The sequence below is a fragment of the Arthrobacter sp. TJ-265 genome (assembly GCF_058269135.1).
Genome location: NZ_JBZCND010000001.1, coordinates 843,853 through 857,804 on the forward strand (window position 1 = coordinate 843,853; position 13,952 = coordinate 857,804).

15 protein-coding genes are annotated in these 13,952 nt (G+C 68.4%); 13 read left to right on the forward strand and 2 right to left on the reverse strand.

Annotated features, from left to right (window positions below; genetic code table 11):
• Position 1: 1 nt before the first annotated feature.
• Entirely contained in the window at positions 2-721 is a 720-nt protein-coding gene (locus AC4D2E_RS04015) for an L-threonylcarbamoyladenylate synthase (RefSeq protein WP_490951729.1), read from the forward strand.
• Between the two features lies 1 nt (position 722).
• On the opposite strand, the gene AC4D2E_RS04020 is transcribed toward AC4D2E_RS04015, so the two are convergent.
• Together AC4D2E_RS04020 and AC4D2E_RS04025 are read right to left on the reverse strand one after the other, a co-directional pair.
• Positions 723-1,673, reverse strand: coding sequence for an NAD-dependent epimerase/dehydratase family protein (locus AC4D2E_RS04020; protein WP_490951730.1), 951 nt, complete (start codon positions 1,671-1,673; stop codon positions 723-725).
• Positions 1,673-2,647: a glycosyltransferase gene (locus tag AC4D2E_RS04025; protein ID WP_181033550.1), complete on the reverse strand. Its 975-nt coding sequence runs from the start codon at positions 2,645-2,647 to the stop codon at positions 1,673-1,675. The genes AC4D2E_RS04020 and AC4D2E_RS04025 overlap by 1 nt, the downstream gene beginning before the upstream one ends.
• Positions 2,648-2,847: 200 nt before the next feature.
• Here AC4D2E_RS04025 and AC4D2E_RS04030 point away from each other — a divergent pair, with 200 nt between their 5' ends.
• From AC4D2E_RS04030 to AC4D2E_RS04085, 12 genes are all read left to right on the forward strand, one after another.
• Complete coding sequence (locus tag AC4D2E_RS04030) at positions 2,848-4,755, forward strand: polysaccharide biosynthesis protein (protein WP_490951731.1); 1,908 nt, start codon at positions 2,848-2,850, stop codon at positions 4,753-4,755.
• Positions 4,752-5,774 carry an MraY family glycosyltransferase gene (locus AC4D2E_RS04035; protein WP_490951732.1) on the forward strand — a complete coding sequence of 341 codons (1,023 nt, stop codon included), beginning with the start codon at positions 4,752-4,754 and terminating at the stop codon, positions 5,772-5,774. Before AC4D2E_RS04030 ends, AC4D2E_RS04035 begins: the two co-directional genes overlap by 4 nt.
• Before the next feature lie 147 nt (positions 5,775-5,921).
• Complete coding sequence (locus tag AC4D2E_RS04040) at positions 5,922-6,431, forward strand: Cg1360 family ATP-synthase-associated protein (RefSeq protein ID WP_490909621.1); 510 nt, start codon at positions 5,922-5,924, stop codon at positions 6,429-6,431.
• Position 6,432: 1 nt separating this feature from the next.
• Positions 6,433-6,747 (forward strand): hypothetical protein, encoded by a 315-nt coding sequence (locus AC4D2E_RS04045; protein ID WP_490909620.1) that lies wholly within the window; start codon positions 6,433-6,435, stop codon positions 6,745-6,747.
• Positions 6,748-6,835: 88 nt separating this feature from the next.
• On the forward strand, positions 6,836-7,657 hold the full coding sequence (gene atpB / locus AC4D2E_RS04050) for a F0F1 ATP synthase subunit A (protein ID WP_104165657.1): 822 nt from the start codon (positions 6,836-6,838) through the stop codon (positions 7,655-7,657).
• Between the two features lie 75 nt (positions 7,658-7,732).
• The gene (locus tag AC4D2E_RS04055; RefSeq protein WP_104165655.1) at positions 7,733-7,948 is read left to right on the forward strand and encodes an ATP synthase F0 subunit C; all 216 of its coding nucleotides are present in this window, start codon (positions 7,733-7,735) and stop codon (positions 7,946-7,948) included.
• Between the two features lie 50 nt (positions 7,949-7,998).
• Positions 7,999-8,568: a F0F1 ATP synthase subunit B gene (locus AC4D2E_RS04060; RefSeq protein WP_104165654.1), complete on the forward strand. Its 570-nt coding sequence runs from the start codon at positions 7,999-8,001 to the stop codon at positions 8,566-8,568.
• Entirely contained in the window at positions 8,568-9,380 is an 813-nt protein-coding gene (locus tag AC4D2E_RS04065; protein ID WP_490951733.1) for a F0F1 ATP synthase subunit delta, read from the forward strand. Before AC4D2E_RS04060 ends, AC4D2E_RS04065 begins: the two co-directional genes overlap by 1 nt.
• Positions 9,381-9,479: 99 nt before the next feature.
• Positions 9,480-11,114, forward strand: a complete 1,635-nt coding sequence (atpA, locus tag AC4D2E_RS04070) for a F0F1 ATP synthase subunit alpha (protein ID WP_104165650.1) — start codon at positions 9,480-9,482, stop codon at positions 11,112-11,114.
• A gap of 92 nt (positions 11,115-11,206) precedes the next feature.
• On the forward strand, positions 11,207-12,100 hold the full coding sequence (locus AC4D2E_RS04075) for a F0F1 ATP synthase subunit gamma (protein ID WP_104165648.1): 894 nt from the start codon (positions 11,207-11,209) through the stop codon (positions 12,098-12,100).
• 85 nt (positions 12,101-12,185) lie between these two features.
• Positions 12,186-13,649: a F0F1 ATP synthase subunit beta gene (atpD, locus tag AC4D2E_RS04080; protein ID WP_490909617.1), complete on the forward strand. Its 1,464-nt coding sequence runs from the start codon at positions 12,186-12,188 to the stop codon at positions 13,647-13,649.
• A gap of 5 nt (positions 13,650-13,654) precedes the next feature.
• Positions 13,655-13,948: a F0F1 ATP synthase subunit epsilon gene (locus tag AC4D2E_RS04085; RefSeq protein WP_104165645.1), complete on the forward strand. Its 294-nt coding sequence runs from the start codon at positions 13,655-13,657 to the stop codon at positions 13,946-13,948.
• The last annotated feature ends 4 nt before the right edge of the window (positions 13,949-13,952 follow it).

Consider the following 13,952-nt stretch of genomic DNA (forward strand, 5'->3'; position numbering starts at 1 on the left):
GGTGACAACGAGCTACGACTGTTCCAAGCCCACCCAGCGAAGCGAAGGGCTGGCGGCCGCCCAGCGCGCGGTAGCGCTCAAGCAATGCATCGTCCTGCCGACCGACACCGTCTACGGCATCGGGGCGGACGCCTTCTCGCCGCAGGCCGTGGCCACCCTGCTCGCCTCCAAGGGACGCGGACGGAACATGCCACCGCCGGTGCTCATCCCGCGGATCCAGACGCTCGACGGCCTGGCGACCGAGATCCACCCCGACGCCCGCCGTCTCGCCGAGGCGTTCTGGCCCGGTGGCCTCACCCTCATCTGCCTGGCACAACCGTCACTCACCTGGGACCTGGGCGACACCCTCGGGACCGTCGCGCTCCGCATGCCCGACGACGACGTCGCCCTCGAACTGCTGACGCTCACGGGACCGCTCGCGGTGTCCTCCGCGAACCGGACGGGCCGGCCGGCCGCTACGACAGCCGCAGAGGCCGCCGAGCAGCTCGCCGAGTCGGTGGCCGTCTACCTCGACGCCGGGCCGCGGGCCGACGCCGGAGGCACGGGATCCACCATCGTCGACACGACGGGGGAGGTGCTCCGGGTGGTCCGGCAGGGCACCGTGTCGCTCGAGCAGCTGCGGGACGTGGTGCCCGGCGTCGTAGGGGTCGACGGCGGGACCCCGGCCGGGCCGGAGGCGGGGACGCCGGGCAGTAGGTCCGAGCCCGCCGCCGGGCAGTAGGTCAGAGCCCGCCGGCATCCTTCGCCGCACGGTCCGCGCCGGCGAGGACCTGACGGATCCGGGCCGTGGGGGTCAGGCCCTGCGCGTCGGCCCACCCGGGCACCTGGTCCTGACCGAACCACATGAGTTCGACGCGGCGAACATGCCCGTCGAGGCGACCGCGCACCAGGGACGACACCACGTAGCCGCCACGGACCGCCGCCCGGCACAGCGCCGCCGGTAGCACCCGGGGGTGTCCGCCCGCCGCCTCGAGGACGGTCCGCACGGTGAGTCCCTCCCAGGGCTGGAGGACCCGCGCCGGAAGAGCCCCGGGGTGGGCACCGAGGGCCAGCACCAGGTCCGCGAGGGAGTCCACCGAGGTGATCGGCGATCGTGCGGTGCCCGGGGACGCCACGGATGCGAGGTTCGAGCGGGCGAGACGCGCCAGGGCCGCCGTCGTCGGACGCCCCTCGCCCTGCACGGAGGTGGCCCGCACCGTCACGACGGACAGGGACTGCTCCCGCGCCGCCACGAGGTCCAGGACCTGTTCGCCGAGCGCCTTGCTGCGCGAGTACGCCGAGAAGGGACGCACGGTCCCGGTCTCGTCCAGCAGGGGCGTCCGGCCCTGCACTGCCGCGCTGCTGAGGTGGACGAGGCGCCGCGCGCCGGCGGCCGACGCTGCCCGGGCGAGAACGGCGGGCAGCAGGGCGTTCGCGCCGAGCAGGTCCGCCCCGCCGGTCGCCGAGGGGGTGGCGAGGCCGGCCGCGTTCACGACGACGTCGTACCCTGCCATCGCGGCCTCCAGCCCGGTGGTGTCCGTGGCATCCGCGGCGGCGAGGAGTGCCTGCGGCGCATCGGCGGTCGTCGCCAGCCGTGGCGCCGGCAGCGCGTGCGCGTCGATGCCCGCCGCGTGCAGGGTCCGCAGCACGGCGGAGCCGACGAAGCCGGAACCGCCGAGCACCAGCCAGCGCATCAGGATCTGCCCGTCCGGCCGGCCGGGTCCCGCAGGGGCGGTTCCGGCTGCCAGTCGGGATCGCGCAGGATCACCCGGGCGGCCCTCCACCCGCGCCACACCTGGGAGGCGCCGGAGACGGAGCGCTCGACGGCGAGAAGGCGGACGAGCTCCTTGCCGGCGGACAGGAGCGTCCCGAGGCCGAACCCCACCCGGTGGTAGCGGCCGTGCAGCCGGAGGTACCGCGCGAGGTACCCGCGGTTGCGCATGCCGCAGAACCGTGACAGGTCGCTCGACTCGTTCAGGTGCCGGACGCCGAGGTCCACCTGCCGCTGCGCGCGCGTCTTCCGGAGGACGAAGGCGTCGACGTACGCCACCGGGTACCGCTGCGAGACGAGCCACCCGTACGTGAGGTCGTCCCCGTTGAGGAAGAACCGGGCGTCGGGCAGGCCGATCTCGCGGACGACGTCGGCCGCGACCAGCATGCCCTCGAAGCACGCGACATTGGTGTGGAAGACCGGCGACGCCGCGAAGACGTCGCCCCGCACCGGGAAGTGGACGCCGGTGAACTCGTCGAGGACGTGCTGCCAGAAGAAGGGCCGGCCGGCGGCGTCGTAGCGGCGTCCGTGGATGCACGAGTACCGCCCCATCCAGGGCGCGAAGGACGCGAGGGCGTCGGGGAGGGCGACGACGTCGTCGTCCATCAGCCAGAGCCAGTCGGCTCCTTCCTCGAGGGCGCGCGCGACGCCGGCCGCGAACCCGCCCGAGCCGCCCACGTTCACGGGCAGGCGTTCCACGAAGAGGGGGACCGGGAGGTGCGCATCGGCGAGGACGTCGCCGGTGGCGTCGGTGCTGGCGTTGTCGACCACGACCACGCCGGCCGGCGCGGGTTCGAGGGCCGCGATCGAGTCGAGGAGCTCCCGCAGGAGGGCCGCCCGGTTGAACGTCGTGATCACGAGGAAGACACGGGGCGAGCCGGCGTCGGGGACGTGCAACCTGTTCCTTCCGGACCGCGCCCTGACAGTGCGCAACGGGCCTGGCACAGGTGGGGCAGTTAGTATTCTGGGGTAATAGCAGTCTATTACACCGTGTTCCAGCCCCGGTCGGACGTGTCCCCACACCACGGGTGCGGGGCTTCCGGGCCGCGGCCACGCCCGGTGACGCGGTGGACGCCTGCATGACACCGTTAGGAATCATGGGACTCAACGAAGGCCGGGCCTCCGCCCGGACACCCGGCTCCACGGCCGTAGCCTCCTCCGGCGACAAACCGGCGATCTGGCTGTGGTCGCAGTACCTGCTCGACGCCGCGGCCTGGATCGTGGCCATCCTCCTCGCGCTGATCCTCCGCTACGAGCTCCTCGTCAAGGAGATCAACGTCCCGGGTATCGCCACGTTCTGCGCGGTGGCCGTCGTCGCCCAGCTGGTGGTGGGGCTCAGCTTCGCGCTGTACCGGGGGAGGTACAGCTTCGGGAGCTTCCACGAGGCGAAGCTGCTCGTCATCGTGGCGGTGCTCGTCGCCGTCATCCTGGTGCTGGTCAGCGTCGCGTTCTTCACGGTGATCGAGGTCCCGCGCAGCATCGGCATCATCGCCTTCCCCTTCGCGTGCATGTTCCTGGCCGCCACCCGCTACCTGAAGCGCATGTACGTGGAGAGCAAGGCGAAGCCCGGCGAGGACGCGCAGCGCACGCTGATCTACGGGGCGGGGTTCCTCGGCAACTCGCTCGTGGGCCGCATGATGCAGGACCCGGGCTCTCCCTACTTCCCCGTCGGCCTGATCGACGACGATCCTGCCAAGAAGCACCTGCGGCTCTCCACCGTGCCGGTCCTCGGGCGGGTCGACGACCTGCGCGACATTGCGGCGAGGACGCAGGCCTCGGTCCTGGTCATCGCGTTCGCGGAGGTGGAGGCCGCGCAGGTGCGCCGCGTCTCCGACCTCGTCGCGGGGCTCGGCATCAGGGTGCTCGTCCTGCCACCGCTGCGGGACATGCTCGGCGCCGCCGGCGCCGCCATCGCGGACTTCCGGGAGGTCGCCGTCGAGGACCTCATCGGTCGCCGTCCCGTGGACATCCATCCGGACGAGGTCGCCGGGTACGTGACCGGGAAGCGCGTGCTCGTGACCGGGGCCGGCGGGTCGATCGGCTCCGAACTGTGCCGCCAGCTGGCGACCTTCGCCCCGGCGGAGCTCATCATGCTCGACCGCGACGAGACCGGCCTCCAGTCCACGCAGATCTCCCTCACCGGGCGCGGCCTGCTGACCGGTCGTGACACCGTCCTCGCCGACATCCGGGACGCGGACGCGCTGCTGAACATCTTCGAGGACCGCAAGCCCGAGGTCGTCTTCCACGCGGCCGCCCTCAAGCACGTGTCGCTGCTGGAGCAGTATCCGGAGGAAGCCTGGAAGACCAACGTCCAGGGTTCGCTGAACGTCCTCCGTGCCGCGGCCGCCGTCGACGTGACCAACTTCGTCAACATCTCCACGGACAAGGCGGCGGACCCCACGAGCGTCCTCGGGCACTCCAAGCGCGTCGCCGAGAAACTCACCTCGTGGCATGCGGAGGACACGGGCAGGGGGTACGTGTCGGTCCGTTTCGGCAACGTGATCGGCAGCCGCGGGTCCATGCTCCCGCTGTTCACCGAGCAGATCCGCAACGGCGGTCCGATCACCGTGACCGACCCCGAGGTGACGCGCTTCTTCATGACCATCCCCGAGGCCTGCCAGCTCGTCGTCCAGGCGGGGGCGATCGGCAGGGGAGGGGAGGTCCTCATCCTCGACATGGGCGAGGCCGTGAAGATCCTCGACGTCGCCCAGCGCATGATCGCGATGTCCGGCAAGGACATCGACATCGTCTTCACGGGCCTGCGGCCCGGCGAGAAGATGCACGAGGACCTGATCGGCGTCGGTGAGAACGACTCCCGCCCCCTCCACCCGAAGATCTCCCACACGTCGGTGGCGCCGCTGCATCCGGAGACGCTGAGCCTCCAGCGCTGGAAGGCCGAGGGCGGCTTCGGGCGGGGGCAGATCGGTGTCCTCCTGGGTGACGCCGTGGAGCACTCCGCCCGCACCGCACCGTCCACCGCCGGCACCGCGGGGCCCGCCGCATGACCGCGCAGCTGGTGATCGTCGGGCTCGTCGCCCTGGGACTGTCCCTCGCGCTGCCCTTCGTCGTGAAGCCCCTGCTGAGGCGGTGGGGCGTGGTCGACATCCCCAACAGCCGTTCCTCGCACAGCACCGTCGTGATCCGGGGCATGGGGATGGCCGTCGCGATCGCGATCCTCGTGGCCCTCGCCGTCTCCCTCGCCATCCGCCTGGTCGCCGTCGACCGCTCGCTCGTGCTCGTCGTCATCGGCATGGTGGCCGCCGCAGCGACGCTCGGCTGGATCGAGGACCTCAGGGGACTGTCCGTCAGGGTGCGCGCCGCCGCGCAGCTCCTGATCGGTGCGCTCGGTACGATCGTCCTCGCCACGACGATCGAGGACAGCAGCTACTGGTGGGTGCCGGTCGGGGCCGTCGCCGTGGCCACCTACATCAACGCGGCCAACTTCATGGACGGCATCAACGGGATCTCCGGCATGCACGGGGTGGTCGTGGGCCTCTTCTACTCGTGGGCAGGGGTCCTCAGCGACCAGCTGTGGCTGACGGTCGCGGGGCTCGTGGTCGCGGCCGCCTTCGCGGGCTTCCTGCCCTGGAACCTCGGCCGGGGTTTCGTGTTCCTGGGCGACGTCGGCAGCTACCTGCTCGGAGCGTCAATCGCGGCCATCGCGGTCACGGGGCTTCTCGCGGGCGTCTACCTCGAGTACCTCCTCTCGCCGGTGCTCATCTATCTCGCCGACACGTTCACCACGTTCCTGCGCCGGGCACGACGCGGGGAGCGTCTCTACGTCGCACACCGTCAGCACGTGTACCAGAGGCTCACCGACACCGGGCTCACCCACGTGCAGGTCGCACTCCTCGTGAGTGTCCTGTCCGCGCTCACCGGGGCCGCGGGCTTCGTGCTCGCCACCGCCGCCGCACCCCTCGCGGTGTCCGCCTCGCTGTTCGCCGCGGCCGTGGTCGCGCTGTACCTCTTCTCGCCGAGGATCTTCCGCGCCATCGCCCGTCGTCGGACGGCGGTGGGGGCCTGAGCCGGGGCGCGAACCCCGCCGTGGGGTAGAATTTCAGGCGCCGGGCGCGGTGACCTGCGGTCCCGCGCATCCGGCTCCAACCCTCACGACGCCGTCGACCGGGGACCAGCAGGGCGCCCACGGCGCAGCCAACAGAGCGGACAGCACGTGCCACGACCGGAGAACCCGGCCACCGGAGCCGACGACGCCACGCTCATCCCGGCGTCGGGACCCACCCGGAGTCCCTGGCTCCGCATCCTCGGGTGGAGTGCCGCCGGGGGCGCGGCGACCGCGGTCCTGCTTGCTGCCGCGGCGCTGGTCGCCGCCTCAGCCACCGCCGGCCTGAGCGTACTGTTCGGCGCGGCCCTCGTCATCGTGTTCTTCGGCATCAGCCTCCTGATCGGCCACTTCACGGGCAGGACCAATCCGTCCGGGGCGCTCGGACTGTTCGCCGTCACCTACGCCATCAAGGTCGTCGGATTCGGCGCCGTCCTGTTCCTGTTCGGCACCCCGGACTGGCTCGAGCGCACGTGGTTCTTCTGGGGCGCCCTCGCGACCGTGATCGTCTGGCAAGTGGCCGAGGTCGTCGCGTTCTCGCGGCTCCGCACCCCCCTCTACGACGACCAGCCCGGGACGGCCGCGACGCGCCCGGCCACGCGGCCACCGGAAGGACCCTGATATGAGCGGTGTCTCCCCGGGTCCCGACGACCCCGCCGACGGCAGTCCGGCGCCGGGCGAGGCCCGTTTCTCCAACGGCGGCTACAACGCCGGCATCGCCGTCCTGAGCTACATGATTGGCGGGATCGCGGTATGGAGTTTGATAGGCTGGGGGCTGGATAATCTCCTCGACACGCGCTGGTTGGTGCTGGCGGGAGCGTTCTTAGGTGCAGCAGGGGGTTTCTATCTCTCCCACATGCACAACCTCACCCGGAACCACACACCGAATCCGCACGGCGGATCCCGGTCGACGCCCGGTGCCGAGGAAGAACCGTAGTGAATCCCCATAACTTCATGAGTCGGACCAGTCACGCTGCGGCCGAACAGATCTTGCCCAACGATGGACACTGCAGAGAGGAAACGCGTTGATCGCGCTTGCGCTCCCGGCCGCAACTACCGAAGAGGGATTCGTAGCCCCGACGATCGAGGACACCCACTACCGGGACATCCTCCCCTGGGGTGACCCCTACGGCGTCTGGTTCGACCCCGGCTTCGGCAAGCAGATGCTCATGGTCATCCTGTCCGTGGTCATCATCGCCACCTTCTTCCTGATCGCGTCACGACGCCGCCAGATGGTCCCCGGCAAGGTGCAGTTCCTCGGTGAGTCGGCGTACGGCTTCGTCCGCAACTCCATCGGCAAGGACATCATCGGCGGCCGGGACTTCATGAAGTACGTCCCCTGGCTCTTCACCGCCTTCTTCTTCGTGCTGGTGAACAACATCTTCGGGGCCATCCCGTTCCTGCAGCTGCCCACCTTCTCGCACCCGGGCAGTGCCTACGCCATCGCGGCGATCTTCTACCTCCTCTGGGTAGGCATCGGTATCCGGAAGCACGGCCTGCGGTACTTCAAGCTGGCCGTCGTCCCCTCGGGCGTCCCCTGGTACATCCTGCCGATCGTCGTGCCGATCGAGATCATCTCGAACTTCATCGTCCGTCCGGTCACCCACTCGCTGCGACTGTTCGCCACGATGCTCGCCGGCCACCTGATCGTGACCCTCGCGGGATCCGCCATCGAGTACATGGTGATGACGGGCAACATCCTGCTGCAGGGCACCAGCGTCCTGGTCCTCCTCGGCGCCGTCGCGATGTACATGCTGGAGGCCCTGATCATGGTCCTGCAGGCCTACGTCTTCACGCTGCTGGCCGCGATCTACATCGAAGGCGCGCTCAACGCCGACGCCCACTGATTCACACAAGTCTTCCCCGTCGGGGATGATCCCAAACAACCTGTCGCATCAAGGCGGCATCTTGAAAGGAACACAATGGAAGTACAGGGTAGCCTCAACCTCGTTGGATACGGTCTCTCCGCAATCGGCGGTGGTGTCGGTGTGGGTCTCGTCTTCGCGGCCTACATCAATGGCGTAGCTCGCCAGCCTGAGGCACAGCGTGTCCTCCAGCCCATCGCCTTCCTCGGCCTCGCGCTGACCGAAGCCCTCGCGATCCTGGGCCTCGTCTTCGCCTTCGTCATCGGCGCCTGACAAGGCCGCCCTGACCGACCGAAGACAAGCTGAAGAAAGACGGGTGAAAAATGCTTAACGCAGCGATTATGGCGGCGGAGGAGGGCTCGAGCCCGCTCGCACCGAACTGGTGGGAGTTCCTCGTGACACTGGCCGGCTTCGCCGTGCTGATGTTCATCGTCATCAAGTACGTCATGCCGGCATTCGAGAAGACGTTCGAAGAACGAACGGCTGCCATCGAGGGTGGTATCGCCAAGGCGGAAGCCGCCCAGGCGGAAGCCAACGCGGCGCTGGAGGAGTACAAGCAGCAGCTTGTGGATGCCCGCACCGAGGCCAACCGCATCCGTGAGGAAGCGCGCGCCGAAGGTGCGCAGATCCTCGCGGACCTGAAGGAGAAGGCGGCCGCGGAGTCGGCACGCATCTCCGAGCAGGCCCACGTGCAGATCGAGGCCGAGCGCCAGGCCGCCGTGGTCTCGCTCCGTACCGAGGTCGGTACGCTCGCGACCGATCTGGCCAGCCGGATCGTCGGGGAGTCCCTCGCCGACGACGCCCGTTCCTCCCGCGTCATCGACCGCTTCCTCGCCGACCTCGAGACTTCGTCGCAGGGTGCGGTCTCGAACAGTGCAGGTGCGGCGAAGTAATGGCAGGAGTATCGAGCCAGTCCCTGGCAACGGTCCGTGAAGGGCTGGAGTCCCGACTGCAGGGCGCAACCCTCGGCCTCGCGGAAGAGCTGTTCGGCGTGCTGTCGATCCTCGACACCAACGCCGGTCTGCGCCGTGCGCTCACCGACCCGTCCCGCACCGGCAAGGACAAGGCGGTGCTCGTCGACCAGCTGATCGCCGGCCGTGTCTCGTCCGAAGCCGCAGCCGTGGTCAGGGACCTCGTCAGCGAGCGGTGGGCCAACGCCCGCGACATCGGTGATGCCCTGGAGACCCTCGCGGCGACCGTGGTCATCGCGGTGGCCGAGCAGGGAAGCGGTGTGGAGGGCCTGGACCGGCTCGAGAACGAGCTGTACTCCTTCACCCAGGTGGTCGCCTCGAACCACGCCCTGCAGAGGGCGCTCTCGGATGCGCAGGCCACCCCGGAGTCGAAGGTCGTCCTCGGCCTGAAGCTCGTGCCGCAGGCCGGGCCGGCGGGCAGGCTCCTCATCAGCCAGGCCGTGCGCTCGCCGCGCGGACTCAAGCCCGCGATCCTCGTCGAACGGTTCCTCGAACTGGTCGCCGCGCGCCAGCAGCGCTGGATTGCCAACGTCAGCGTCACCCGTCCGCTGACGGCAAGCCAGCTCGAGCGGCTGGAGTCCGGCCTCAACGCGATGTACGGCCGCGAGCTCAAGGTCAACGTCAAGGTAGACCCCACACTGATCGGCGGAGTCCGTGTCAGCGTGGGCGACGAGATGGTCGATTCGACCGTCATCACGCGGCTGTCCGAACTGCGCCGCAAGCTGGCGGGATAGGGCGCTCGCGCCCTATCCGATCCGCGCCACACCCACTGAATCACACACCGGTCGCCACGCATCCCATGGTGATCACAACACAGGAGAGCAGGGACTGAGATGGCCGAATTGACCATCAACGCCGAAGACGTCCGTAGTGCGTTGAACGACTTTGCGGCGTCCTACGAGCCCGGAAACGCGGAGCGCGTCGAAGTCGGCCGCGTGACCACCGCCAGTGACGGCATTGCCCGTGTCGAGGGTCTTCCCTCCGTCATGGCCAACGAGCTGCTGCGGTTCGAGGACGGCACGCTCGGACTCGCCCAGAACCTCGACACCCGGGAAATCGGTGTCGTCGTGCTCGGTGACTACAACGGGATCGAAGAGGGCCAGGAAGTACACCGGACGGGCGAGATCCTCTCGGTTCCCGTCGGTGACGCCTTCCTCGGTCGCGTCGTCGACCCCCTGGGCCAGCCGATCGACGACCTCGGTGAGATCGTCGCCGAAGGACGCCGTGCCCTCGAGACCCAGGCTCCTGGCGTCACGCAGCGCAAGTCGGTGCACGAACCCATGCAGACCGGCCTCAAGGCCATCGACGCGATGATCCCGATCGGCCGTGGACAGCGCCAGCTGATCATCGGCGACCGCCAGACCGGCAAGACCGCGATCGCCGTGGACACCATCATCAACCAGAAGGCCAACTGGGCTTCGGGTGACGTGAACAAGCAGGTCCGCTGCATCTACGTGGCCATCGGCCAGAAGGCGTCGACCATCGCCGCCGTCCGCCAGACCCTCGAGGACAAGGGCGCCCTGGAGTACACGACCATCGTCGCGTCTCCCGCCTCCGACCCCGCGGGCTTCAAGTACCTCGCCCCCTACGCCGGTTCCGCCATCGGGCAGCACTGGATGTACGGCGGCAAGCACGTCCTCATCGTGTTCGACGACCTATCGAAGCAGGCCGAGGCCTACCGTGCGGTGTCCCTCCTGCTGCGGCGTCCGCCGGGACGCGAAGCCTACCCGGGCGACGTGTTCTACCTGCACTCCCGCCTGCTGGAGCGTTGTGCCAAGCTCTCCGACGAGCTCGGTGCCGGTTCGATGACGGGCCTCCCGCTCGTCGAGACGAAGGCCAACGACGTCTCGGCGTACATCCCGACCAACGTCATCTCCATCACCGACGGCCAGATCTTCCTGCAGTCGGACCTCTTCAACGCCAACCAGCGTCCCGCCGTGGACGTCGGCGTGTCGGTGTCCCGCGTGGGCGGTGCCGCACAGGTGAAGTCGATGAAGAAGGTCTCGGGCACGTTGAAGCTGGACCTCGCCCAGTACCGCGACATGCAGGCTTTCGCCATGTTCGCCTCGGACCTGGATGCGGCGTCACGGCAGCAGCTGACCCGCGGCGCACGCCTGATGGAACTGCTGAAGCAGGGCCAGTACTCGCCGATGCCGGTCGAGCAGCAGGTCGTGTCCATCTGGGCCGGGACCAACGGCCACCTCGACGATGTCCCGGTGGAGGACATCAACCGCTTCGAGACGGAGTTCCTGGAGCACCTCGGGCACAAGTCGCAGATCCTCACCACGCTCGCCCAGACGGGCAAGCTCGAGGATTCGACCGCCGAGGAGCTGAAGTCGCAGATCACCGGCTTCAAGCAGGGCTTCTTCGGTGCCGGGGCGGACGGCTTCGGCGCAGGTCACGAGGAATTCCAGGCGATCGACGCGGATTCGGTCGAGCAGGAGAAGATCGTTCGACAGAAGCGCTAGAGGATCTGCACGACGGGAGGGGCACAGCCCCTCCCGTCGGCAGGACCCTGGCCTGATCGCTTCCCGTAGCGGGGGCGAAGGAAAGGACAACAATGGGAGCCCAGATCCGGGTCTACCGCCAGAAGATCGCCTCGACCACGTCGACGCGGAAGATCTTCAAGGCGATGGAGCTGATCGCGACTTCTCGCATCGGCAAGGCACGTTCGCGTGTAGCGGCGGCACTGCCGTACGCCAACGCGATCACGCGTGCCGTTTCGGCCGTATCGTCGCAGTCTGAAATAGACCACCCGCTGACCACCGAGCACGGCGAGGTCCGACGTGCCGCCGTCCTGGTGATGACCTCGGACCGCGGTCTCGCCGGGTCGTACTCGGCCAGCGCGCTCAAGCAGGCGGAGGGTCTTTTCGAGACGCTCCGATCGGAGGGCAAGGAGATCCAGGCCTTCCTGGTCGGCCGGAAGTCCCAGGTCTACTTCGATTTCCGTGGCCGCGACTACGAGAAGGTCTGGACGGGTTCCACCGACGCTCCCGAGTTCTCCACGGCCCGCGAGGTCGGCGAGGCGCTGCTCGCGGCATTCCTGAAGGACTACGAGGACGGCGGCGTGGACGAGATCCACGTCGTCTACACGAAGTTCCGCTCCATGGTCGTGCAGGAGCCGTCGGTCATGCGTCTGCTCCCGCTCGAGGTCGTGGAGGAGGAAGTCACTCAGGAGGGTGACCTCCTGCCGCTGTACGAGTACGAACCGGAGCCGGAGCAGGTCCTGGACGCCCTCCTGCCGCGCTACATCGAATCGCGCATCTTCGCCGCCATGCTGCAGGCGGCTGCGAGCGAACTCGCCGCCCGCCAGCGGGCGATGAAGTCCGCGGGCGACAACGCGACGGAGCTGATCAAGAAGTACACCCGCCTCCGCAACACGGCCCGCCAGGCCGAGATCACCCAGGAACTCTCGGAGATCGTGGCCGGCGCGGACGCATTGAGCGCCTCCTGACGCACCTCCCCATCCGGGCCCTCGAGGGTGCCGGGTGCACAGCTAGACTTAGTTCCACGCCATCTACGTAAATGAAGTGAGAGAGATGACTGCCCAGACTGTTGAACACGGTACGGACTCAGTTGCCCCCGGCGCCACCGGCCGTATTGCACGTGTCATCGGCCCGGTTGTCGACGTCGAGTTCCCGGCCGACGCAATCCCCGCAATGTACAACGCCCTCACCACCGAGATCACTCTCAACGGTGAGACCCGCCTGATCACCTTCGAGACCTCGCAGCACCTCGGCGACAACCTCGTGCGCGCCATCTCCCTGCAGGCCACCGACGGCCTCGTCCGGGGGACCGTGGTGCAGGACACCGGAGCGGCGATCTCGGTGCCCGTCGGCGACGGCGTCAAGGGACACATCTTCAACGTCCTGGGCAAGCCGCTCGACGTCGACGAGTCCGAGCTGCAGATCACGGAGCGCTGGCCCATCCACCGCAAGCCCCCGAGCTTCGCCTCCCTCGAGGGCTCGACGGAGATGCTCGAGACCGGCATCAAGGTCATTGACCTGCTGACGCCGTACATCAAGGGTGGGAAAATCGGCCTGTTCGGTGGTGCCGGTGTCGGCAAGACCGTGCTCATCCAGGAGATGATCACGCGTGTGGCCCGCAACTTCGGTGGCACCTCGGTGTTCGCCGGCGTGGGCGAGCGCACCCGTGAGGGCAACGACCTCTGGGTCGAGATGGAGGAGGCGGGCGTCCTCAAGGACACCGCGCTCGTCTTCGGCCAGATGGACGAGCCGCCCGGAACGCGTCTCCGCGTGGCGCTCTCGGCCCTGACCATGGCGGAGTACTTCCGCGATGTGCAGAACCAGGACGTGCTGCTCTTCATCGACAACATCTTCCGGTTCACGCAGGCGGGTTCCGAGGTGTCGACCCTGCTGGGCCGTATGCCGTCCGCCGTGGGCTACCAGCCGAACCTGGCCGACGAGATGGGTCTCCTGCAGGAGCGCATCACCTCGACCAAGGGCCACTCGATCACCTCGATGCAGGCGATCTACGTCCCCGCCGACGACTACACCGACCCGGCTCCGGCAACCACGTTCGCGCACCTCGATGCGACCACCGAGCTCTCCCGTGAGATCGCGTCCCGTGGCCTGTACCCGGCCGTGGACCCGCTCGCCTCGACCTCGCGCATCCTGGATCCGCAGTACATCGGCCACGACCACTACAACACGGCCGTGCGCGTGAAGCAGATCCTGCAGAAGAACAAGGAACTGCAGGACATCATCGCGATCCTCGGCATCGACGAGCTCAGCGAAGAGGACAAGGTCGTCGTCGCGCGTGCGCGCCGCATCCAGCAGTTCCTCTCGCAGAACACCTACACCGCCAAGCAGTTCACCGGCGTCGAGGGTTCGACGGTCTCCATCAAGGACACCATCGAGGGCTTCGCGGCGATCTGCAACGGCGACCTCGACCACATCGCGGAGCAGGCGTTCTTCAACATCGGCGGACTCGATGACGTCGAGCGCCAGTGGGCCAAGATCCAACAGCAGACCGGTAAGTAACGCCCATGGCATCACAGGGCGAACTCGAGGTCGAAGTTGTCGCGGCCGACCACTTCGTGTGGTCGGGCGCGGCACGCAAGGTCAACGCACGCACGGCGAACGGACAGATCGGGATCCTCCCCGGTCACGCACCGATCCTCGCGATCCTTGAAGCCGGCGAGATTTCGGTGGAACCGGTCAGCGGCGAGCGCCTGGTGGTCGGCGTGGACGGAGGATTCTTCTCGGTCGATTCCAACCGCGTCGTGATCGTGGCGGACAACGCCAGGGTCGGCGGTTCGGTGACTCCGGAATCCGCCTAGGCCT